At 43.5% G+C, this 22,115-nt stretch carries 25 protein-coding genes and 1 other annotated feature; of the genes, 18 read left to right on the forward strand and 7 right to left on the reverse strand.

The window, feature by feature from the left end:
- Window positions 1-94: 94 nt before the first annotated feature.
- Window positions 95-1,585: a DUF1576 domain-containing protein gene (locus IGJ15_RS06005; protein ID WP_430599345.1), complete on the forward strand. Its 1,491-nt coding sequence runs from the start codon at window positions 95-97 to the stop codon at window positions 1,583-1,585.
- Between the two features lie 152 nt (window positions 1,586-1,737).
- Here IGJ15_RS06005 and sdaAA read toward each other — a convergent pair whose 3' ends face one another.
- Both sdaAA and sdaAB read right to left on the reverse strand, forming a co-directional pair.
- Complete coding sequence (sdaAA, locus tag IGJ15_RS06010) at window positions 1,738-2,610, reverse strand: L-serine ammonia-lyase, iron-sulfur-dependent, subunit alpha (protein WP_081118463.1); 873 nt, start codon at window positions 2,608-2,610, stop codon at window positions 1,738-1,740.
- A 14-nt stretch (window positions 2,611-2,624) separates the two neighbouring features.
- Window positions 2,625-3,290: an L-serine ammonia-lyase, iron-sulfur-dependent subunit beta gene (gene sdaAB / locus IGJ15_RS06015; protein ID WP_201705083.1), complete on the reverse strand. Its 666-nt coding sequence runs from the start codon at window positions 3,288-3,290 to the stop codon at window positions 2,625-2,627.
- A 317-nt stretch (window positions 3,291-3,607) separates the two neighbouring features.
- Here sdaAB and rplK point away from each other — a divergent pair, with 317 nt between their 5' ends.
- The 4 genes from rplK to rplL all read left to right on the forward strand — a co-directional run bounded on the left by rplK (window position 3,608) and on the right by rplL (window position 6,009).
- Entirely contained in the window at window positions 3,608-4,030 is a 423-nt protein-coding gene (rplK, locus tag IGJ15_RS06020; RefSeq protein ID WP_005229787.1) for a 50S ribosomal protein L11, read from the forward strand.
- A 100-nt stretch (window positions 4,031-4,130) separates the two neighbouring features.
- The gene (gene rplA / locus IGJ15_RS06025) at window positions 4,131-4,820 is read left to right on the forward strand and encodes a 50S ribosomal protein L1 (RefSeq protein ID WP_005229790.1); all 690 of its coding nucleotides are present in this window, start codon (window positions 4,131-4,133) and stop codon (window positions 4,818-4,820) included.
- Between the two features lie 63 nt (window positions 4,821-4,883).
- Window positions 4,884-5,010: a sequence feature (ribosomal protein L10 leader region), on the forward strand.
- 65 nt (window positions 5,011-5,075) lie between these two features.
- Window positions 5,076-5,576, forward strand: a complete 501-nt coding sequence (gene rplJ / locus IGJ15_RS06030) for a 50S ribosomal protein L10 (RefSeq protein WP_016610861.1) — start codon at window positions 5,076-5,078, stop codon at window positions 5,574-5,576.
- 61 nt (window positions 5,577-5,637) lie between these two features.
- Complete coding sequence (gene rplL, locus IGJ15_RS06035; protein ID WP_003127081.1) at window positions 5,638-6,009, forward strand: 50S ribosomal protein L7/L12; 372 nt, start codon at window positions 5,638-5,640, stop codon at window positions 6,007-6,009.
- Between the two features lie 116 nt (window positions 6,010-6,125).
- Here rplL and IGJ15_RS06040 read toward each other — a convergent pair whose 3' ends face one another.
- On the reverse strand, window positions 6,126-6,299 hold the full coding sequence (locus IGJ15_RS06040) for a hypothetical protein (protein ID WP_005231922.1): 174 nt from the start codon (window positions 6,297-6,299) through the stop codon (window positions 6,126-6,128).
- A gap of 148 nt (window positions 6,300-6,447) precedes the next feature.
- Window positions 6,448-7,467 (reverse strand): branched-chain amino acid aminotransferase, encoded by a 1,020-nt coding sequence (locus tag IGJ15_RS06045; RefSeq protein ID WP_311902337.1) that lies wholly within the window; start codon window positions 7,465-7,467, stop codon window positions 6,448-6,450.
- A gap of 210 nt (window positions 7,468-7,677) precedes the next feature.
- Between IGJ15_RS06045 and IGJ15_RS06050 the strand changes: the two genes are divergently transcribed.
- A complete protein-coding gene (locus tag IGJ15_RS06050) occupies window positions 7,678-8,646 on the forward strand; it encodes a pyridoxal-phosphate dependent enzyme (RefSeq protein ID WP_175496481.1) in 969 nt (322 codons plus the stop codon).
- Window positions 8,647-8,845: 199 nt separating this feature from the next.
- On the opposite strand, the gene IGJ15_RS06055 is transcribed toward IGJ15_RS06050, so the two are convergent.
- From IGJ15_RS06055 to IGJ15_RS06065, 3 genes are read right to left on the reverse strand one after another with little or no spacing between them, the layout of a single operon-like run.
- Entirely contained in the window at window positions 8,846-9,670 is an 825-nt protein-coding gene (locus IGJ15_RS06055) for a TPM domain-containing protein (RefSeq protein WP_121261039.1), read from the reverse strand.
- The gene (locus tag IGJ15_RS06060) at window positions 9,667-10,788 is read right to left on the reverse strand and encodes a TFIIB-type zinc ribbon-containing protein (RefSeq protein ID WP_311902342.1); all 1,122 of its coding nucleotides are present in this window, start codon (window positions 10,786-10,788) and stop codon (window positions 9,667-9,669) included. Before IGJ15_RS06060 ends, IGJ15_RS06055 begins: the two co-directional genes overlap by 4 nt.
- 16 nt (window positions 10,789-10,804) lie before the next feature.
- Window positions 10,805-12,034, reverse strand: coding sequence for an SPFH domain-containing protein (locus IGJ15_RS06065; RefSeq protein ID WP_010749514.1), 1,230 nt, complete (start codon window positions 12,032-12,034; stop codon window positions 10,805-10,807).
- 283 nt (window positions 12,035-12,317) lie between these two features.
- Here IGJ15_RS06065 and dnaX point away from each other — a divergent pair, with 283 nt between their 5' ends.
- From dnaX to dinB, 12 genes are all read left to right on the forward strand, one after another.
- The gene (dnaX, locus tag IGJ15_RS06070; protein WP_015509951.1) at window positions 12,318-14,039 is read left to right on the forward strand and encodes a DNA polymerase III subunit gamma/tau; all 1,722 of its coding nucleotides are present in this window, start codon (window positions 12,318-12,320) and stop codon (window positions 14,037-14,039) included.
- A gap of 20 nt (window positions 14,040-14,059) precedes the next feature.
- Window positions 14,060-14,374 (forward strand): YbaB/EbfC family nucleoid-associated protein, encoded by a 315-nt coding sequence (locus IGJ15_RS06075; RefSeq protein WP_005229811.1) that lies wholly within the window; start codon window positions 14,060-14,062, stop codon window positions 14,372-14,374.
- 14 nt (window positions 14,375-14,388) lie between these two features.
- Complete coding sequence (recR, locus tag IGJ15_RS06080; protein ID WP_005229813.1) at window positions 14,389-14,985, forward strand: recombination mediator RecR; 597 nt, start codon at window positions 14,389-14,391, stop codon at window positions 14,983-14,985.
- A 20-nt stretch (window positions 14,986-15,005) separates the two neighbouring features.
- Entirely contained in the window at window positions 15,006-15,653 is a 648-nt protein-coding gene (gene tmk, locus IGJ15_RS06085; RefSeq protein ID WP_005229815.1) for a dTMP kinase, read from the forward strand.
- Window positions 15,654-15,685: 32 nt separating this feature from the next.
- Window positions 15,686-16,015 carry a cyclic-di-AMP receptor gene (locus IGJ15_RS06090; protein WP_005229817.1) on the forward strand — a complete coding sequence of 110 codons (330 nt, stop codon included), beginning with the start codon at window positions 15,686-15,688 and terminating at the stop codon, window positions 16,013-16,015.
- A 14-nt stretch (window positions 16,016-16,029) separates the two neighbouring features.
- Window positions 16,030-16,962, forward strand: coding sequence for a DNA polymerase III subunit delta' (holB, locus tag IGJ15_RS06095; protein WP_015509950.1), 933 nt, complete (start codon window positions 16,030-16,032; stop codon window positions 16,960-16,962).
- Window positions 16,963-16,991: 29 nt separating this feature from the next.
- A complete protein-coding gene (locus IGJ15_RS06100; RefSeq protein WP_005229821.1) occupies window positions 16,992-17,792 on the forward strand; it encodes a PSP1 domain-containing protein in 801 nt (266 codons plus the stop codon).
- 19 nt (window positions 17,793-17,811) lie between these two features.
- Entirely contained in the window at window positions 17,812-18,159 is a 348-nt protein-coding gene (locus IGJ15_RS06105; RefSeq protein ID WP_026008088.1) for a DNA replication initiation control protein YabA, read from the forward strand.
- Between the two features lie 70 nt (window positions 18,160-18,229).
- Window positions 18,230-19,090: a 16S rRNA (cytidine(1402)-2'-O)-methyltransferase gene (rsmI, locus tag IGJ15_RS06110; RefSeq protein WP_015509949.1), complete on the forward strand. Its 861-nt coding sequence runs from the start codon at window positions 18,230-18,232 to the stop codon at window positions 19,088-19,090.
- A 171-nt stretch (window positions 19,091-19,261) separates the two neighbouring features.
- The gene (locus tag IGJ15_RS06115) at window positions 19,262-20,479 is read left to right on the forward strand and encodes an ammonium transporter (protein ID WP_430599347.1); all 1,218 of its coding nucleotides are present in this window, start codon (window positions 19,262-19,264) and stop codon (window positions 20,477-20,479) included.
- Between the two features lie 16 nt (window positions 20,480-20,495).
- Complete coding sequence (locus IGJ15_RS06120) at window positions 20,496-20,837, forward strand: P-II family nitrogen regulator (protein ID WP_005229830.1); 342 nt, start codon at window positions 20,496-20,498, stop codon at window positions 20,835-20,837.
- Between the two features lie 150 nt (window positions 20,838-20,987).
- Complete coding sequence (dinB, locus tag IGJ15_RS06125; RefSeq protein WP_005229832.1) at window positions 20,988-22,112, forward strand: DNA polymerase IV; 1,125 nt, start codon at window positions 20,988-20,990, stop codon at window positions 22,110-22,112.
- Window positions 22,113-22,115 lie beyond the last annotated feature (3 nt).

Below are 22,115 nucleotides of genomic sequence, written 5' to 3' on the forward strand. Positions count from 1 at the left end.
GGTAAAATAACAGTAATGAGAATAAAGTGGACCAATTCGTTGGCCCACTTTTTTTCTCAAAATCAGTAAGCGCTTTATAAGAGGAAGGGGTCCTATGTCAAAACTAGTCACTTTTTTTAGAGTAAAGTTTCACAATGATTTTCATCCCCATGGTAAAGGGATGATCTCTGTACATAATGGATATAGCTTGTTATTTCTTTTCAATTTGCTGCTATTTTTCTTTGCTATGTTGTTTTTTGATCCAATGGTGGCAATCGAAGAGCTCAAGTTGATTTTGTTTTCGGAAAGTCATTTAGTCACCGATTATATTGCCATTACCTCGGTAGGGACGGCTTTGTTAAATAGCAGTCTGATGACCTTTGTAGCGATCTCGATTTGCTATCACTATCGGGTACCGATCACGGGCGGTGCAGTCTCTGCGATCTTCATGGTGACTGGCTATGGCTTTTTTGGAAAAAATCTCCTGAATTTTATCCCAATATTTTTAGGCGTCCGCCTGTATTCGTATTTTATGAACGAACCACTGAAAAAATTTCTGTTGATCGCCCTCTATGGGTCATCGGTTTCCCCAATCGTCAGCTATTTTGCTTTCAATGATTCCTTACCACCATACTTTAGTCTAGTGATGGGGTATGGCATTGGGATCTTCACCGGTTTTTTGATGGTTCCTATGGCCTTATACTTTCAAGCGCTGTTTCAAAGCGTCAGTCTATACAGTGCGGGATTTACTTCAGGGATGCTATGTACACTGGTCGCTGCCATCTGCCGAATGTTTGGCCTAACGATCGAGCTGCGAACAATGGTGTCACAAGAACAGCAACCGCGTTTGATTTTCATGATGCTGGTTTTAGGAAGTATGCTCGTAGGCTATGGTTCGCTGATGGCGATCAAGAAAAAACGATTGAATATGCGAGCGATTTGGTCGCATAGTGGCAAAATCGAACGCGATATTTTACGTGATACCGGCGTCTACAATACCATGATCAATATGGGGTTAATGACATTCTTACTAGTGGCTTACGTTGTCAGTATTGGTGCGGTTTTAAATGGACCTGTCATCGGTGCGATCTTTTGTGTCATCGGCTTTTCTGCTTGTGGCTCTCATGTCTTTAACTCACTCCCTTTATTGGCAGGAGTGACGATCGCCAACCTATTGAGTGTGTATACTATCAACGAGACGGTCACAGTCACATCAGCGATTTTTGGGATGATGCTCTGTGCAGTAACGAATGCCTATGGCTGGAAAGGGGGCTTGGTGGTTGGCTTTGTGCACGCCTCTATGGTACTGAATATTGATTTCTTACATGGTGGCTTGAACTTGTATAACAACGGTTTTTCTGGCGGGTTAGTCGCCATGATGATCATTCCCTTGTTGGATCTCAGCAAACAGCTCTGGCAAAAATCAGCCGATCAGGCACAAGCTACCCAGGAAGAAAAACCACAAATGGACTTGAAAGCACAAGAAAGCGAGCAGCCATTGGTCACGTTGGATCAAACAGAAGGGAAACCTAAATTTTCCGAGCCTGTGAAGGTATTAAAACCCGTTGCCCCAAAGAAACACTATAGGGTCGGCGAGTGGGAGTAGAAAAACCGCCAATGTCATTTGTTACTTGTTTAACAAACGGGGGTTACTTGTCTTTTCGTCGCTGGAAATTATGGGAAAATGAAAACCAACCAAAAACAAGCAACGATTGGTTGTTCTTGGTTGGTTTTTATTCGTGTTCGTTTCTAAAAAAATCAACGATTGGCTTCTAAGATTTCTGCCTGCAAGCGTTGAGCAGTCGGTGTCATGGCTAGACCGCCTTCAGCCGTTTCCTTGAAAATGCTAGGCATTTGGCGACCGACTTGATACATCGCTAAGACCACTTCATCAGGTGGGATAACACTTTCGATTCCTGCCAGTGCCATGTCGGCAGAGATAAAGGCTTGGGAAGATCCCAGGGCATTGCGCTTCACGCATGGGACTTCGACTAAGCCCGCGACAGGGTCACAAATCAAGCCCATCATATTTTTGAGGGTGATCGCCACCGCTTGAGCCGCTTGGTGAGGGGTGCCACCTTTTGCACAAACCAAAGCCGCCGCAGCCATTGCGCTAGCAGAACCGATCTCCGCTTGACAACCGCCTTCGGCACCGGAAATCGAGGCATTGTTGGCAATCACCAGACCAAAGGCGCCGGCTGTAAACAAAAAGTCGACTTGTTGCGCTCGAGTCAGTGCCAAACGTTCACGCACGGCCATCAATACACCAGAAACAACACCCGCACTACCGGCAGTCGGAGTGGCGCAAATCAAGCCCATTTTCGCGTTGACTTCATTGACTGCAATGGCATTTTGGACCGCTTGTAGAATGGTTTCTCCGCTTAAAAAATCACCGGCAGCAAGGTAGTCGTTCATCCGTGTCGCATCGCCACCGGTCAATCCCGTCACCGATTTAACACCAGAGACACCTTCAGCGACTGATTGTTCCATAACAACTAAATTCTTTTCCATGATTGCAAGGATCTGTTCGCGACTTCGGCCAGTATTTTCTGCTTCGATCGCAATCATCATCTCTGCAACGGACGGATAATTTTTACTCTCTGTTACTAATTCTTCTATTGTATAGAACATGTGCCTTTTCTCCTTTAATCAAAATACGCAGCGCTGTAAACGTGTGGCAAAACTTTGATTTGTTGCGCCAGCTGATCATTGCGCTGATCGACTTCGATGATCATGATTGCTTTATCACCGACAGCTTCTCTTGTAACGGTCATCGTACCGATATTGATTTGAGCCTCTGATAGTAAATTGGTTACTTTCGCAATCATTCCTGGAACATCTTGATGGACGATCACATAAGTTGGCGTACCCAGCGTCAGAGAAATTTTGAAGCCGTTAAGCTCTGAGATTTGAATATTACCACCACCAATCGAGATACCAGTGACGGATAGTCTGTGGCTACCTTTTGTCAAAATCATCTTGACCATATTTGGATGTTCCGCTTTTTCTTTTTTAGGAACGAATAGGACTTCGATCCCTTTCTCATAAGCGATTTTTAAAGAGTCTGCTAGGCGAGCGTCATCTGGCTCCATGCCTAAGAGACCGCCAACTAACGCAATATCGGTTCCATGACCGCGATAGGTTTTGGCAAACGATTCATACAACAGGATATCTACACTGTCTGGCTGTTCGCCAAAAATACTGCGAACGATTTTTCCAATCCGGGCAGCACCGGCTGTATGAGAACTGCTGGGACCCACCATGATGGGTCCGATTATATCAAATACACTGCGGTATTTTAATTGTTCCATTTTTTTCACCTCGATAGTAGTAAACGAATAGGGAAGAATTCCAGTAGTAGTGTAGCATAAAAAATGAGAGAATGAAAAAAGCAGACCAAAAGCAAGGGATTTTTATTTATTTTTTTAGCGAAGGAATAACGAAAAGCGCTGGTGAGTATTTTTTCGAAAAAAACAGCTGAAAAACCTTGAATTATTCCTTAAAGATGCTATAATATTCCAGTGTGCTTTCGTCACACGTTTTTTGTGTGTGCACATGAATCACCAAAGTGGGAGGAGAAATTTGGATCTCCAATTAACCACATCACGGACTCAAGGAGGTATGTCTCGTGGCAAAAAAAGTAGAAAAAATCGTTAAATTGCAAATTCCTGCAGGTAAAGCAACACCAGCTCCGCCGGTAGGTCCTGCGCTAGGTCAAGCGGGTATCAACATCATGGGATTCACTAAAGAATTCAATGCTCGTACAGCTGATCAAGCAGGTTTGATCATTCCAGTAGTGATCTCTGTATACGAAGACCGCTCATTTACTTTCGTTACAAAAACACCACCAGCAGCAGTATTGTTGAAAAAAGCAGCAAACGTTGAAAAAGGTTCAGGCGAACCAAACAAAACAAAAGTTGCAAAAGTTTCACGCGATCAAGTAAAAGAAATCGCTGAATTGAAAATGGAAGACCTAAACGCAGCTGACGTTGAAGCAGCAATGCGCATGGTTGAAGGAACTGCACGAAGCATGGGGATCACTGTAGAATAATTACAGCCCTAAGGAAGTAGCTTCTCAGTCGGCTTCATATTGAAAAATATGGGACACGTGGGAGGTTCTACCGTTATAACCACATCAAGGAGGAAACAAAATGGCTAAAAAAAGCAAAAAAATGCAAGAAGCATTGAAAAAAGTTGATGCTACAAAAGCTTATTCAGTTGAAGAAGCAGTAGCTTTGGCAAAAGAAACAAATATTGCAAAATTCGACGCAACGGTTGAAGTTGCTTACAAATTAAACGTAGACCCTAAAAAAGCGGATCAACAAATCCGTGGCGCGGTTGTATTACCAAACGGTACTGGTAAAACACAAACAGTTTTAGTTTTTGCTAAAGGCGATAAAGCCAAAGAAGCAGAAGCAGCTGGTGCTGATTTCGTTGGTGACGACGATATGGTTCAAAAAATCCAAGGTGGCTGGTTCGACTTTGACGTTGTTGTTGCAACGCCTGACATGATGGCTACTGTTGGTAAATTAGGTCGTGTATTAGGCCCTAAAGGTTTGATGCCTAACCCTAAAACTGGTACAGTAACAATGGACGTAACAAAAGCAGTTAACGAAGTAAAAGCTGGTAAAGTTACTTACCGTGTTGACAAAGCTGGAAACATCCACGTACCAATCGGAAAAGTTTCTTTTGAAGATGACAAATTGATCGAAAACTTCAAAACGATCCATGAAACATTGTTGAAAGCTAAACCTTCAGCAGCAAAAGGTCAATACATGAAAAATATCTCAGTTACAACAACATTTGGACCTGGGATCCATGTAGAACAAGCTTCTTTCTAATTTATTACAAAAATTTAAAACTTTTATTGACTTGACTGCCTTATCTATGGTAAGGTAGTCAAGGTTAAAAGTTTAACTGTACCGAAGACAGTAGGTGGCATTTGCCTTAATTTCCTACCGAGGACGTTTATTGAGAACCTTCAATAGTCCCTCTATGTCTACGGTGGCATAGAGTTTTTTATTGTCTTTTTTTAAGACAAAGGAACCGTTCGTTTCGAAGAAACTCTTCCATCAAAATCAGGAGGTGAAATATAAATGAGTGAAGCAGCTATCGCTAAAAAATCCGCGATCGTTGATGAAGTGAGTGAAAAATTCTCTGCAGCCGCATCTGTAGTCGTTGTTGACTACCGTGGACTAACTGTTGATGAAGTAACTCGCTTACGTAAACAGTTGCGTGATGCAAACGTTGAGATGAAAGTTATCAAAAACTCAATTCTTTCTCGTGCTGCTGAAAAAGCTGGTCTAGAAGGTTTAGGTGAAGTATTCACTGGTCCTACTGCCGTAGCATTCAGTAACGAAGACGTTGTTGCACCTGCAAAAATCATTAACGATTTCGCAAAAGACGCAAAAGCTTTAGAAATCAAAGGCGGTATCATCGAAGGCAAAGTTTCTTCATTGGAAGAAATTACTGCATTGGCGAAATTGCCAAACCGCGAAGGACTTCTTTCTATGTTGCTATCTGTGCTACAAGCACCTATCCGCAACGTGGCTTACGCTGTCAAAGCAGTGGCAGAAAAAGAAGAAGATGCAGCATAATTGCCGCATGATTTTTCAGTATTAAAAAACTAAACTACTTACTTAAATGGAGGAAAACAAAATGGCATTGAACATTGAAAACATTGTCGAAGAGCTAAAAGGCGCGACAATCTTAGAATTAAACGATTTAATTAAAGCTATCGAAGAAGAATTTGGCGTATCTGCTGCAGCTCCTGTAGCTGTAGCTGGTGGAGCTGGCGATGCTGGTGCTGCTGAAGAACAAACTGAATTCACTGTAGAATTGACTGCAGCTGGCGATCAAAAAGTTAAAGTTATCAAAGCAGTTCGTGAAGCAACTGGCTTAGGTTTGAAAGAAGCGAAAGCAGTCGTTGACGGAGCTCCTTCAGCAGTTAAAGAAGGTATCTCTAAAGACGAAGCTGAAGCATTGAAAGCAGCTTTAGAAGAAGTTGGCGCTTCAGTAACAGTTAAATAATTTTTCTTAGTGTCAAATCCATTCGTATGAAGGGGTTTGGCGCTTTTTTTAATAAATGAAATCCCTGCAAAAGGAATAAGCAGCGATCCCCGTTTCTTACTAGCGAGGATCACTGCTTATTTTTTTCTAAATTGTTGGAATAAGAACACAAAAATAAAAAAGAAAAATGCTTCCCACAATGTTGTGGTCCAGCTAAAACTGCGGTTGATACCAAAAACGAGATTACCGATATTGGAAACCACCAAATACAATGCTGTTGCTAGCAAAGAATAGCCGAGTCGTTTGCCCATCATTACGCCTCCCTTTGCTATGATTGTAACAAGTCAAAAGAGTTGTGGCAATCAATTCTAATGTAGTGATGATAAATTGATCGATAGAAAGAGAAAAACCGAACGATCACAACGGATCGTTCAGCTGAAGAGGATATACACGGTTCGCTTAACCCAATGGGACGTCAAAGATCCAACCAGTTGGTGCGGCAATGTCTCCGAATTGAATGCCGGTCAATTGGTCATACAATGCTTTGGTTTGTGGACCAACTTCCGTTTCGCTATAGAACACATGGAAATCCTCACCGTTTTGGATCCCGCCGATCGGAGAAATAACAGCAGCTGTTCCGCAGGCACCCGCTTCGACAAAACGATCCAGCTCATTGAGATAAACATCACCTTCAACCGGGGTCAATCCTAATGAATGTTGCGCTAGATGCAGCAATGAATATTTTGTGATACTTGGCAAAATAGAAGGAGATTTTGGTGTCACAAATTCATTGTCAGCCGTGATCCCGAAAAAGTTGGCAGAACCGACTTCTTCGATTTTGGTATGTGTTTCTGGATCAAGATAGATGCAGTCGGAAAATTTCCGTTGATGGGCTTCGTATCCAGGCAATAAACTCGCCGCATAATTTCCGCCGACTTTGGCTGCACCAGTACCATTTGGTGCCGCGCGATCATAATCAGAAACAATGAAATTGGTCGGTGTCAATCCGCCCTTAAAGTAAGGTCCGACAGGCATACAAAAAACCGTAAAAATGTACTCTGGTGCTGGACTGACACCGATGTTTTCTCCGACGCCAATCAATAGCGGACGAATATACAAGGTGGCGCCGCTGCCATAAGGCGGAACATATTCCTGATTTGCTTTTACAACTTGTTTTACCGCATCTAAGAAGAAGTCCTTAGGAACCTCTGGCATGCGCAGACGATAGGCACTGCGGTTCATCCGTTTGCTATTTTCGTCTGGACGGAATAAATTGATGCCGCCATCTTTTCTTCGGTAGGCTTTTAGTCCTTCAAAACATTGCTGTCCATAATGAAGAGCGGTTGAGCCCTCGTGGATATGCAGATAATTATCCTCGGTAAGTTTGCCTTCATTCCAAGAACCGTCTTTCCATGTTGCCAAAAAACGCCATGGCGTTTTGATATAAGAAAACCCTAAATTTGACCAATCGATTGTCATTCGTTCACACCCTTTTTTAATTTTTCTAAGTATAGCACTTCAGAAAAGAAATGTCATTATTTTCTGAAAATTCTTCTGTAAGAATATTTGGTGACATTAACGTGTAAAGAAAGGGGAAGTGATCTTTGCTTGTACGAGTTCCCCAGTTTGTTTTTCTACAAGTTCTGTGCTTCAATGAGAGTATAAAAAAACAAAAAAGGGGGAACGTTTGTGATTGAGGAAGTGTTGACGGACAGTCAGGGGATCGCTGCTGCGTATCGACGATTGAAACCAATCATGATCCATACACCACTTGCACCAAGTAATATTTTAGGCAAAGAAAAAGAGGGCACGATATTTTTGAAATTAGAAAATCTACAGCGTACCGGCTCCTTTAAAGCGCGGGGGGCGTATAACAAGCTCGCTTCATTGACTGATGCAGAAAAACTTCGCGGTGTCATCGCCTGTTCTGCAGGAAATCATGCGCAAGGTGTTGCTCTCGCAGGATCGTTACTGGGGATCAATGTCCGAATCTTTATGCCATTAACGGCTGCTAAAACAAAAATAGAGGCGACAAGAAGCTATGGCGCACAAGTCGTTTTAGCAGGAGAGACGTTTGATGAAACCAAGCAACTGACAGTAGACGCCATGAAAGACAGTGGCGAAGTTTTTGTCTCTCCCTTTGATGATCGGGCAGTAATGGAGGGGCAAGGAACGATTGCGATCGAACTGTTGGAGGATCTTCCAGATGTTGATAATGTCATTATTCCCATCGGCGGTGGTGGGTTGATCGCTGGGATGGCTTTAGCCTTAAAAGAACTTCGTCCAGAAGTCAAAATCATCGGCGTTCAATCCTATGGCGTTTATGGTATGATCGCCTCGATCTGGCAGCAAAAGCTGGTAGCCAATCGCCGCAGTAGAACGATCGCCGATGGCTGTGATGTTGCTTTAGCAGGGGAGCTGACCTATGATGTTTTAAAGACCCGTATCGATGAAACGGTCTTAGTTGAAGAATCCGACATCGAACAAGCGATCCATTACTTGGCTTTGAAGGAAAAAGTCATTGCAGAAGGTGCTGGTGCATTAAGTACAGCGGCGATTTTAAGCGGACAAATCGATCATTTACTTCGAGGAAAGAAAACTGTGGCATTGGTCTCCGGCGGCAATATTGATTTCTCTGTGTTTAAGGAAATGATTTGAATAAAAAGCATACTCAAGTAAAATCGATGAGGTACATTTGAAATTATCAAAAGGATCTCTATATCTTTACCGGCGATAGGGTCAAAATCATTGTGACGATAGCTAAAGGATCTTGTCGATTCATGGTATGAATAGCAGCAAAAAAAAGAGTTCCCGTTTGAAGGAACTCTTTTTTACATTCAAAAGAACTATTTAACGATTAGAAACTGCGTCCGCCGCCGCCGAAAGTACCGCCGCCAGAAGAGTGGGTCGTACTGCCGCCTCCGCCGCCAGAAAAACCGCCACCACCGCCGCCTCCGCCATTATTCGAAGGACGGGGGATGCGTCTGGTTGTGACAAAGGAGTTGACTAAGCGATCTTCTTTTTGGGTCAGATCAATACTTGATTTTTCTAGATAGTTAAATTTGTAGCCGCCCATTTTTAATTGGTAACGGGATTTAACAATGATGAAAAAGGCGATACTGATCACTGCTGCGATTGCTAAGCAAATAGCAATTTCTAGTGGCGTCATCACTTTGTAATAAGTAATTTTTCCAGTATCACGATCGATACGATAGTGATCGGCAGGAACACCTGCTTCCACAAAACCAGCTGCTTTTTGCAGATAGACCAATGCCGCTTGGTAATAATTTCCCTCTGCCATCTGGTCAAATACCGCATCAAGAAGATTGTCTAGACGTGAATCGGTGAGGTAATCGATCATATTTCCAGAAGTCGAAACGTGAAATTTACGTTGCGACATATCGATCACCAAAGCGGATCCATTGTTGTCGTTGCCGATCCGTCTTGAAAGATATCGATTAGTATACAACTCGATATCTCCCGTGTTGCTGTTCGTTGTTTGAATAAACACTTCGCCTTTGATTTTCGCATTCAGCGCTTCTGCTTCTTCATTCAACTTCTGGATTTCTTGTTCGGTAAAAAGTCCAGCGTGGTCTGCGACTGTCTCTTCGGCTGCGAAGGCGGGCAGGGTGGTGAAGAAAAAGCCAACCAGCAGAAGCAACAAATAGGATAGTTTTTTCATAAGAAATACGCTCCAATCAATGCGAGGATGGTCGTTGCCGCGAAAATTGCGCCACTGACGATTCCCAAGCGTTTGTAACTGATTGGTAAAACACCGCTAACTTTTCCTGTTTGCCCATTCATCGCATAATAAAAGGCACTCTTGCTTTCATCATCGGCTCGATAGGTCACTAGCCATACAGGAAGCAAAACGTAATTGTTTTCTTCTTTTGTTAGATTGATGGATCGATTGTTGCGTTTAAAACTAGTATAGCCATTGACGGTACCTGCTAACAGGTTTTCAGCATACCCCGATAATTCGTTTTTGACTTCGTCGGAAAGATCAATGTATTCAATGTCTCTTTTTTCTGCTTGGAAGCCGGCTAAATACTGACTGCGAAAATTAACAGCTTTTTCAAGGGGAAACGGCTGAACGCCAGTTACCATTTTTTGTTGGACGTTTTTTGACAGCGCATGCTTGAGCAATTCATTCACCTTGATTTTTCCTCGTCGCAAGACATCGTATTGTTTGTGTTCAGTATATTCAATATCACCAACGCGCCAAATACGCAAGGAGGTACCCATTCCTGAAAGGGAGCCGTTCATCTCGGCATCGACGACCCAATAAGGGAAGTATACGCCAGTCAATTTCTCTACTTGTGCTTGGTCGAAGAAATCCCGTGGGACGAATTTTTTCTTTTGCGCCCATTCTAAAAACTTTTGCGTTGCTTCTTCTTTTTCGATCGCAAAGGGAAGGACTTTGTTTGGCAAAAATTCTCCCGAAAGCCGTCCAGATAAAACGACCGGGTTATGGCAAAAGTAGCAATAGGTTGCAGCTGTAGTCGCATCCGTCACGATTTCAGCACCGCAGCTGGGGCAGGTGAAAAGGTCCATCTGTCCCGCTTGTGCATTGGCTTGTTGCTGCACTTCTTCTTCAAGGCTCGGCTCCGTCACTGAGGCAGCCGTGGCATCTACAGAAGAATCAGCGGCCATTTGCGCTTCTTTTTGCTTTTCTTCAAAGGCAGTGACTTCGTCTTCAGTAAAAATACTCAGACAAAATGGACAATGAAATTTTTGATCGCCAGGATCAAAGGTTAAAGCGCCCCCGCAATTGGGGCACTTATGTGTGATAACATCCATCAGCAATCCTCCTCAATTAGTCTACTGGGACACCTTTGAAAGGTTTGCCGCAATTCGGACAGAATTTTGGAATGCCGTTGGCTAAATCGATCACTTCACCACAATCGCTGCATTTCATTTTCAGACTTGGTCCATCGCTCGTTGGTTTAGGCGTGCCGCAATTGCTGCAGAATTTACCAGTATTAGATGTGCCGCATTGTGGGCAGTCCCAATGATCTGCGTTGCTTTGTGCAGGTGCTTGTTGCTGCTGCATCTGCTGTTGGTTGTTTTGTGACGCTTGGTTCAAATAACCGCCACCAGCGTTCATCCCCATGCCCATGCCAACAAACCCAGTCGTAGCGCCAGCGGCATTGCTACCGGCAGATTCCATACCACGAGCTACCGAACCTTGAACATAGCCTTCACGAATCGAAGGGTCACCTAACATTGCCCCTTGGTTCCGCATGTTGATCAATTTTACGGAATCATCCGTATAAGAGATGCTTGCGACGGCAACCGAAACGATTTCCATTCCTCGGAGTTCTCGCCAGCTGTCATCAAGAACTGTTCCCATATATTTGCTTAATTCCATGCTCTTAGATGGAACGTAAGAAATTCGTTCGCCATCAGCGGACATTTTGTTGATCGCTGTTTGTAGGGCGGTCAAAAATTCAGCTAAGTACTGCTCGTTGATGTCGTTGATATCGACTTGACTTTTGTTTTTTGGGATCGCATTCGTATAGAACAAAATTGGATCGGTAATTCGTAAGGAATAGTTTCCGTGCGCCCGCAAGAAAAGTTCTGCGTTGTAAAAGTTGTCAAAATAATTCAAAGGCGAGGAAGTACCGAAGCGAATCCCTTTGATTTCTTGTAGATTGATATAAAAAACTTGTTGTTTTTGCGGTGTAACGCCACCAAACTTAAAGCGGTCAAACGTTTCAGAAATCGCATCTTTCAATGAACCGTTTAACATTGAAGGCGCTAATTCGTTTTTCACTGTATAGTAGCCTTCTTCGGCGGTATAATCGATGATTCGCCCGCCATCAACCAATAACATCATCATATTCGGATAGACATGGATCACTGAGCCATCAGTGATGACATCTTCTGTGCCTTTTCTGTTGGAACCGCGTTTGTCATTACGCCGCACTTTGACACCTTTTGTCATTACTGTCGAATCGCTCATATTGTCAGGCTCGATCACCTCTAGCCATTGATCTGCTAATCCGCCGCCAATTGCGCTTGTTGCCGCTTTGATAATACCCATTTTCAGTCCTCCTTTAAATTGTTTTCATCACAATAGATGAACATAGATTCATTATACCATAGGAGGTGAGATTTACGTTATCAGTCTAAAGTTGGAGAGGAGTTTTTCGCAAAATCCATCAATAAACGGTTCGTTCGCAGGTGGATTTGAATAAAAGAGACAAATTGGAGATTGCGGATTAAATTTCCATTTCTTTTGAGATTCCCCCACGCAAACGGTGGTTTTTTTTGCTGATATTACGTATAATAGAAGGTAGCGAATTTTGAAATGAGTGTGGAAAACTATGGCTTATCAAGCATTATATCGTGTTTGGCGTTCTCAGCGTTTTGATGATGTTGTCGGACAAAAAGCAATTACCCAAACCTTAAAAAATGCAATCGATCAAAACCAGATCTCGCATGCCTATTTATTTACGGGTCCTCGAGGAACCGGGAAAACAAGTGCAGCGAAAATTTTTGCCAAAGCCATCAATTGTCCGAACCAGGTCAACGGTGAGCCTTGCAATGAGTGCGATATGTGTCGCTCAATCACAGCAGGGACGCAAGAAGACGTGATCGAAATCGATGCGGCAAGCAACAACGGTGTAGAAGAAATTCGCTTTATTCGTGATCGTGCGAACTATGCACCGACCCAAGCTGAATACAAAGTTTATATCATTGATGAAGTGCACATGCTGTCAACAGGCGCATTCAACGCTTTACTAAAAACATTGGAAGAACCACGGAAAAATGTTGTCTTTATTTTGGCAACAACAGAGCCCCATAAGATTCCAGCAACGATCATTTCTCGAACCCAACGTTTTGATTTCAAACGGATCAATACGCAAGATATCGTGGGTCATTTAGAAACGGTCCTTACTACTAGTGAGATCAATTACGAAGCAGAAGCTTTACAGATCATTGCGCGAGCCGCAGAAGGCGGTATGCGGGATGCCTTGAGTATCACCGACCAGGCGATCGCTTTTAGTGATGGAACCGTAACGACCCAAGATGCTCTTGAAGTGACGGGCAGCTTGTCCTATGAAATGATGGACCGTCTGATGCAAGCTTGCGGGGAAAAAGAAGTTGCCGATGCGTTAGCGACCTTGCGGGAGTTATTAGCCTCTGGTAAAGAAGCCCGACGTTTATTGGAAAACTTGTTGGTTTATTGTCGAGACTTGCTGATGTATCAACAAGCGCCGCAGCTGCTATCTGAAAAGTCGCTGCAATTGACTGAAGCGTTTCAAACACTGGCAAAAAATACCCCGCCAGCAAAAATCTATCACTGGATCACGGTCTTAAACGATACGCAAAATGAAGTACGATTTACGAACAATCCTACGATCTATCTGGAAGTGGCTGTGGTCAAATTAGCCAATGATCCAGAAAGTGCTGCTGTTGCTAGCAATTCAGCTGATAATAGTCAAGAAGTGGCGCAGTTACGGCAAGCATTGCAAAAACTTCAGGCAGAGGTGCAACGACTGCAGGAGAATCGACCGGCAGGTGCCGTTGCGGAAACCACTGCGCCAGTGAAGAAAGCCAAGGCGACCACTACGTTCCGTTTACCAAAGGAACGCGTGTTCCAAGTACTGAAAAGTGCAACGAAGAAAGACTTGGCAAACGTTCGCAATGTTTGGGACGATCTTTTGATGTCTCTTTCCGTGACGCAAAGAGCGATGCTGCATTCCAGTGAAGCAAAAGCTGCCAGCGAATCGGGCGTCGTGATCGCTTTTGACTATGAGATCTTATGCCAGCGAGCAAGTAACGACCAAGAGTTTCAATTGATGATCCATAATCAATTGTCTCGCATGATCAAAGACTACGCCCCACAGGCTGTCTTTATCACAAAAGAAAGTTGGCCAGCACTACGGCAAGAGTTTTTGGCCGGCGGTCAAGCAACGGCAGATTCGGAAATTGAAGTAGACCAAGAAGAGACCGAAGCCGCTCCTGTCGAACCTGAAAATGACGACTTAGTAACAAAAGCGCAAGAGTTATTTGGTGAATTAACCAGCATTGAAGAAAATTAATGAAAATGGAGTGATTGATAATGATGCGAGGCATGGGAAATATGCAAGGCATGATGAAACAAATGCAAAAAATGCAAAAAGAAATGATGAAAGAACAAGAAGCGCTGAACAGCAAACAATTTATCGGCGAATCGACAAATGGCTATGTCAAAGCGACCTTTACTGGCGATAAGACGTTACAAGACATTACTATCAATGAAGCGATCGTTGATGCTGACGATGTGGAAATGCTGCAAGATATGATCATTTTAGCTGTCAATGACGGATTGAAGAAAATTGAAAAAGAATCGGAACAAACGATGGGCAAATACACAAGAAACATTCCGGGTCTATAAAAGGAGAAATGACGGTGCAATATCCTGAACCGATCGCCCGATTGATCGACAGTTACATGAAACTGCCGGGAATCGGACAAAAAACCGCGACACGTTTGGCATTTTATACGATCGATATGAAAGAAGAAGTCGTCAATGAGTTTGCCAAATCGTTGCTTAGTGTCAAACGAGATTTGCACTTTTGCAGTATTTGCGGAAATATAACTGAAGAAGATCCTTGTGAGATCTGTAGTGATCCAACAAGAGACAAAGAAACGATTTTAGTGGTTGAAGAGCCTAAAGATGTCATGGCACTAGAAAAAGTCCGGGAGTATCATGGACTTTATCATGTGCTGCATGGCGTGTTATCCCCGATGGAAGGGACAGGTCCAGAAGATATCAACATTGCATCGCTGATACAGCGGCTGCATGATGATCAGGTCAAAGAAGTGATTATTGCGACCAATGCGACCACGGAAGGTGAAGCAACGGCGATGTATATGTCACGTTTGATCAAGCCTGCTGGTATTAAAGTCACGCGTTTGGCTCATGGCTTATCTGTGGGCAGCGATATTGAATACGCGGATGAAGTGACCTTGCTAAAAGCAGTAGAAGGTCGCCGAGAATTATAAAGATATTGGAGGCAATTAGGGTGAATGGATTGTTTATAACCATCGAAGGACCGGATGGTGCTGGAAAAACCAGTGTGATCGAAGAGTTGTATCCTCGGTTACAGCTTGAAGCAACAAGAAAAATCGTGAAAACAAGAGAACCTGGCGGAGTTAAAATCGCTGAAAAGATTCGTAAAATTATTTTAGATCCGCGAAATGAAGAAATGGATGAGCGGACGGAAGCCTTACTTTATGCAGCGGCCCGCCGCCAACACTTGATTGAGGTTGTCCTGCCGGCATTAAATGCTGGACACATCGTGATCTGTGACCGCTTTGTTGACAGTTCGCTTGCCTATCAAGGAGCTGGACGCCGCATCGGGATTCCTGAGATCGCACGGATCAACGAGTTTGCGACGGAAGGAACGACGCCTGATTTTACCTTGTATCTAGATGTTGACTCTGATACTGGCTTGCGTCGCATCCAAGAAAACCGCGCACATCAATATGACCGCTTAGATTCGGAAGGATTGGAGTTTCATCAACGGGTTCGTCATGCGTATCTTAAGCTGGCGGAAGAAAATCCTGTACGCATTCATAAGATTGATGCTAGAATGGGGTTACAAGAAGTTGTTGAATCCAGCTATTCAGCAATCGTTGAATCGTATCCTGCTTACTTCAAGTCAATCTAGAGTAGGTTGGATAACACAAAGGAGATGGTCCCATGAAATTAATTATGGCAATCGTACAAGACAAAGACAGTAATCGTTTGGCAAATGAGTTTATTGATGCCAATATCCGTGCTACAAAATTATCCTCAACGGGTGGGTTTTTAAAGGCTGGCAACAGTACGTTTATCATTGGTATTGAAGACGATCGGGTACAAGATGCATTAGAATTGATCAAAAAAACCTGTCAATCAAGAAAACAATATGTCTCGACACCGATGTCTTTAGACATTTCCTTAGACGGTCAAGTTCCTTATCCAGTCGAAGTCGAAGTCGGCGGAGCAACTGTGTTCGTGCTACCGGTTGACGGATTCCATCAATATTAAAAAAGGAGCTTTTCATGGAGGAGTTATTTCTACAAGAATATCAGCCTCTTGTTTTTGCCCAACTAAAAAAAAGTATCAAGCATGGGCGCATTGCTCATGCTTATCTTTTTGAAGGGGACAAGGGGACTGGCAAGCACGAATTAAGTCTGTGGCTCGCAAAACGCCTTTTTTGTACCAATGTGCAAGAAGAAGCCCCGTGCGGCACTTGCAGCAATTGTCTGCGGATCGCCCAAGGAGAGCATCCTGACGTCATCCAAATCGAGCCGGATGGGCAGATGATCAAAGTCGACCAGATTCGGCAGCTGCAAGAGGAGTTCTCAAAAAGCGGCTTTGAAAGTCGTCTGAAAATCTTTATTTTGTCTCAAGCTGACAAAATGAACAACAGCGCTGCCAACAGCCTATTAAAGTTTTTGGAAGAACCGGTGGGAAACTTTTTGGCGATTTTAGAAACTGAGAGTTTAGGACGTATTTTGCCGACGATTCAGTCTCGCTGTCAGATCATTCATTTTTCGCAGCTGTCAAAAGAAAAACTACAGGAGAAGCTCCAAGAAGAAGGACTTTCCAAAGAGACGAGTCGACTTCTGAGCCACTTGACGAATAGTTATCATAAAGCAGTTGAAATCTCGCAGAATGAATGGTTTAATGAAACTAAGGATGCTGTTAAGCGTTGGGTGAATTACCTTTTGAAGAAAGACCCGCAAGCATTTATTTTTGTTCAGAAAAAATTATTGGGTCTAGCAAAAGAAAAAAATCAGCAATCAGAAATCTTTTTGCTCTTGTTATTTTACTTTCAAGAGGAACGAGATCGATTGTTGGCACAAGGTTTATGGGGAAAAGAGATCAATCGTGCCATTGAAGCCGCATTGCAAGCACAAAAAAAATTGCAAGCCAATGTGTCTTTCCAAGGAGTGGCAGAACAATTTTCCGTGAAAATCATCTATGGATAAAACGCAGCAGCCGGAAAAGGAGACCAGAGATGATCGAAGTTGTCGGAGTGCGTTATCATGACGTGGGCCAGATTTATTTTTACACACCAAAAAAACAGACCTATACCATAAATGAACAAGTCATCGTGGAATCACAAGATGCCAAATGTCTTGCCACGGTGGTTACAAAAAGCAGAAAAATGAATGAGAGCGATTTGCCTCAAGCAGTCAAACCGATCCTGCGTCGAGCGACGAAAAAAGATTTGGAGCAAGCTGCCGCCAATCAAAAAGCAGCAGACGAAGCGTTGAAAATCGGGAAAGAAAAAATCCGAGCACACCAGCTGCCAATGAAGCTGATTCGGGTGGCATATACCTTTGAGCGCACAAAACTGATTTTTTCGTTCACGGCAGAAAGCCGCGTTGATTTTCGTGAGTTGGTCAAAGACTTGGCAAGTGAATTTCATACACGGATCGAACTGCGGCAAATTGGTGTCAGGGATGAAGCAAAGGCGCTAGGCGGAGTTGGACCCTGCGGTCGCAAACTATGCTGTGCGACGTTTTTAGGCGATTTTATCCCAGTGTCCATCAAGATGGCTAAGGATCAAGGACTCTCCTTGAATCCTGCAAAAATTTCAGGGTTATGTGGTCGTTTGATGTGTTGTCTTAAGTACGAAAGTGAAGAGTATGAGCGTGCAAAAAAAGAATTGCCGGATCGCGGCAAGGAAGTTGAAACGCCAGATGGCAAAGGGCGTGTGGTCGGGCTGGATCTGTTGAGCCGAGTGATCAAAGTCCGTTTGCATGATCGGCAAACACCAATCGAGTATGATTATGAAGAACTAGTGACAAAATAAGTAGGTGACCATAATGAGCATGGACAAACGATCAATATATGACGGATTGAATCAGTTAGAAGTGGAGTTGCAAAATTCCTTGAATAATCTAGCGGAAATGAAGCAGTCTTTGCAAGAAATCGTCGAAAAAAATACGACATTAGAATTGGAAAATCAACGCTTACGTGAACACATTCGTGAGTTGAACCAAGTGGCAGATGCACCCGCTGAATCGGTCAAACAAGAGCTTTCTAAATCACGGATGAATTTAGAAAAGATTTACGAAGAAGGATTTCATGTTTGTTATGACTTATACGGTTCTCGCAGAGAACATGACGAACCTTGTGCGTTTTGTCTAGAAGTGATCTATCGTGAAAGCGGCAAATAGCTGACAGACGAAGCGGTTCGTTAGAAAAAAGATCAGTTTCTGCTGGTCTTTTTTTCGAAAGGAGCAGTACATGCAAAAGCAGCAAAGTTATAAACAAGACACTGGGAAACTGTATCTTGTTCCAACACCGATCGGTAACTTGGAAGATATGACGTTCCGATGTGTCAAAATTTTAAAAGAAGCGGACCTGATCGCAAGTGAAGATACTCGAAATACCCAGAAATTGTTGAATCATTTTGAGATTGCGACACCGCAAAAAAGCTTACATGAACACAATTATAAAGAACGGGTGCCACAGCTGATAGAACAGCTGCAAATGGGCAAGACTATTGCCCAATGCAGTGATGCTGGTATGCCCTCCATTAGTGATCCAGGTCATGAATTAGTCAAGGCGTGCTTGGTCGAAGGAATCGCAGTGATTGCGCTCCCAGGACCTACGGCTGGTTTGACCGCGCTGATCGCTTCTGGCTTATCACCGCAGCCGAATCTTTTTTATGGTTTTTTACCTCGTAAGAAAAAAGAACAAAAGCAAGCGTTAAGTGAATTGGCAAGCCAAAAAGCTACGATGATTTTTTATGAGTCACCGTATCGAATCGCAGCGACGATCGAAACGATGAAAGAGGTATTGGGAGAACGTCAAGCAGTTATCTGCCGTGAATTGACAAAAATCCACGAAGAATATTTGCGAGGGACCTTTTCAGAATTGATTGAATACCTCGACCAACAACCAATCAAAGGGGAATGCTGTCTATTAGTGGAAGGCGCTTCTGAAATCCCTGAAGTCGTTTATGAAGGAAGCTATGCTGAACAGGTGGCAGCCTTGATGGAAGAGGCAGACTTGTCTTCGAAAGAAGCCATCAAAGAAGTGGCTAAACGCAATCAAGTGAAGAAACAGCTTGTTTATCAAGCCTACCATCAATTAGAAACGTAATCATACCGAGAATTCTCTCGGTATTTTTTTGTCTTTTTTCGGACTTGTGTTAAATTATCTGACATCAATAGTTAGCTATTTTCAGAAAATTCACGGTTTTCTCAGAAAAATCTAGATTATTTGAAAATATGATGTTAGGATAGCTAACATAAAGAAAAGGAGGCGTCAAAAATGAACACAGGGAATATTGCATTTATTTTAATTTGTAGCGGCATGGTTTTTCTTATGACTCCAGCATTGGCATTTTTTTACGGAGGATTGGAACGTCGCAAAAACATCCTCAATACCATGATGATGGTGATTTGTACGATGGGCTTGGCGTCTGTGCTATGGGTCGCTTTAGGGTATACCTTATCTTTTAGCGGCACAGGCTCATTTATTGGGAATTTAGATAAAGTCTTTTTCAATCATGTCTCGATGACAGAAGGAGAAGGGATTCCTGAAGGGTTATTTGCGGCCTTTCAAATGATGTTTGCCTTGATCACAACGGCGATCATTACTGGATCTGTCGTGGGCAGAATGCGTTTCTCAGCTATTTTCCTATTTATCGGCTTCTGGCTAGTTCTCGTGTATTTTCCAATGGCACATATGGTATGGGGCGGCGGTTTCTTAGATGCGATCGGCTCGATCGATTTTGCAGGAGGCAATGTCGTTCATATCAGTTCGGGTATCAGTGGGTTAGTCTTAGCGGTCGTTGTCGGTAAGCGGCGAGAATTTCATCAAACCGAATATCGTCCTCATAATATTCCCTTTGTTGTACTAGGTGCTGGCCTTTTATGGTTTGGCTGGTTTGGCTTTAATGCTGGCTCTGCGTTAGCAGCTGATGGTCTAGCGATCCACGCCCTAATGACCACGAATACGGCAGCAGCCAGTGCGATGCTTTCTTGGATGCTGATCGAAAAAATCGTGTTGGGCAAACCGACGATCGTTGGTGCGTGTACTGGAGCCGTCGTGGGCTTAGTTGCCATCACACCAGGTGCGGGATTTGTCTCGCTTTGGTCTTCCTTTATCATTGGCGCTTTAGTCAGTCCGTTTTGCTACTTCTTTATTTCTGTCATCAAACATCGTCTAGGATTAGATGATGCGCTGGATGCCTTTGGCTGCCATGGCGTAGGCGGGATCTTTGGCGGTTTGATGACGGGGATCTTTGCGGATCCAGCAGTGGGGGGACGGTCAGGATTGCTCTATGGCGGCGTTGATCTTTTTCTCGCACAAGCCGAAAGTATCATATTTACGATTCTATTCGCAGGTATCTTATCCTTTGTCATTATCACTTTGATCAAATGGGTAATGCCGATTCGCGTATCGCAACAAGAAGAAGCAGTGGGGATGGATCGGATCGAACATGACGAAACGGCCTATCCTACCTTTATGGGGTTAGACTCTTAAGAGTGGAGGAGCAGTCATGAAAAAAGTTGAAGCGATTATTCGCCAAGAAAAATTAGAAGAACTAAAGGCCGCTTTGGATCAGTCTGATTTGATCAGCGGCATGACAGTCAGTCAAGTGCTGGGCTGTGGCAATCAAAAAGGCCTCAAAGAGTTTATTCGTGGCCAAGAAGTGATCACAACTCTTTTACCAAAAGTAAATGTCCGTTTTGTTTTAGCAGATGAAAAAGTCGATGCGGTGATTGAGCTGATTGTATCGATCTGTCGGACAGATGAAGTCGGTGACGGCAAAATATTCGTCTACCCGTTGGAAGAAGCGATTCGGATTCGCACTAATGAACGAGGGGAAGCTGCCTTATAGTAGAACTTCTTGGACCATGAAGAGGGCCGCAAAAGCAGTGAATGTAGAAGGAAGGACCAATGAAGATTGGTCCTTTTTGCGTGCTTCCCTCGATTCCTTGCTTGATAGGGAACCTCTGTTCGTTTATAATAAGAAGTGAGGTGAACAACGATGTCGGAACTGCAATTTCCCTTAAAAAATGATACGAGCCGCAAAATTATTCATATTGATATGGATGCTTTTTTTGCTTCGGTGGAAGAAAGGGATGATCCAGAGCTTGCCAAGCATCCCCTCGTCATTGCCCGTCACCCAAGTGATACTGGCGGACGAGGAGTGGTCACGACCGCCAATTATCTGGCACGACAATATGGCATCCACTCGGCAATGAGTGCGCAAAAAGCTTATGAGCTTTGTCCGCAAGCGATTTTTAAACCGGGAAATCATCAAAAGTATCGTGAAGTGTCCCAGCAAGTCAGAGAAATTTTTCATCGATACACCGACATCATCGAACCAGTTTCTATTGATGAAGCGTATCTAGATGTCACAGTCAACAAGATCAATTGTCCTTCAGCAATTAAGATCGCTCGTTTGATTCAACGAGACATCTGGCAAGAGACTCATCTGACCTGTTCGGCAGGAGTCAGTTACAACAAATTCTTGGCAAAACTGTCTTCGGATTATCATAAACCACGAGGATTGACGGTGGTGATGCCAGATGAGGCAGTGGCATTTTTGCAACAATTACCCATTGATAAATTTCACGGGATCGGGAAGAAAACTGTTCCGCGGATGCATGAGTTAGGTATTTTTACAGGAGCTGATCTGTATGGCTGGAGTGAGATGGCGCTGATTCGTGAATTTGGCAAAATGGGGTATTCCTTGTATCGGAAAGTTAGAGGGATCCATGATTCCCCAGTTAGTGTGACGAGAGAACGGAAATCAGTTGGAAAAGAGCATACATACGGCAATCCATTAACCAGTGAAGAACAAGTATTGAGCCAGTTACGGGCTATCGCAGAAGAAGTCGAAAGATCACTGAAGCGCACACAAAAACATGGCAAGACGGTCGTGTTGAAAGTTCGTTACAGTGATTACTCTACGATCACCAAGCGAGTGACCTTGCCAACCTATGTTCATAAAAAAGAACAGCTATTTTCCGAAGCAAGTCTGATTTGGGAAGAAATTTTAGGTCTGGAAAAAGGCATCCGTCTTTTGGGGATCACCGTCACAAATCTTGATCCACTGACCTATGAAAATATCGTACTGCCCTTATGGCAACTATCTGACGAGCAGTAGGCT

Source organism: Enterococcus sp. AZ079, from assembly GCF_050547255.1.
GTDB lineage: Bacteria > Bacillota > Bacilli > Lactobacillales > Enterococcaceae > Enterococcus_D > Enterococcus_D casseliflavus.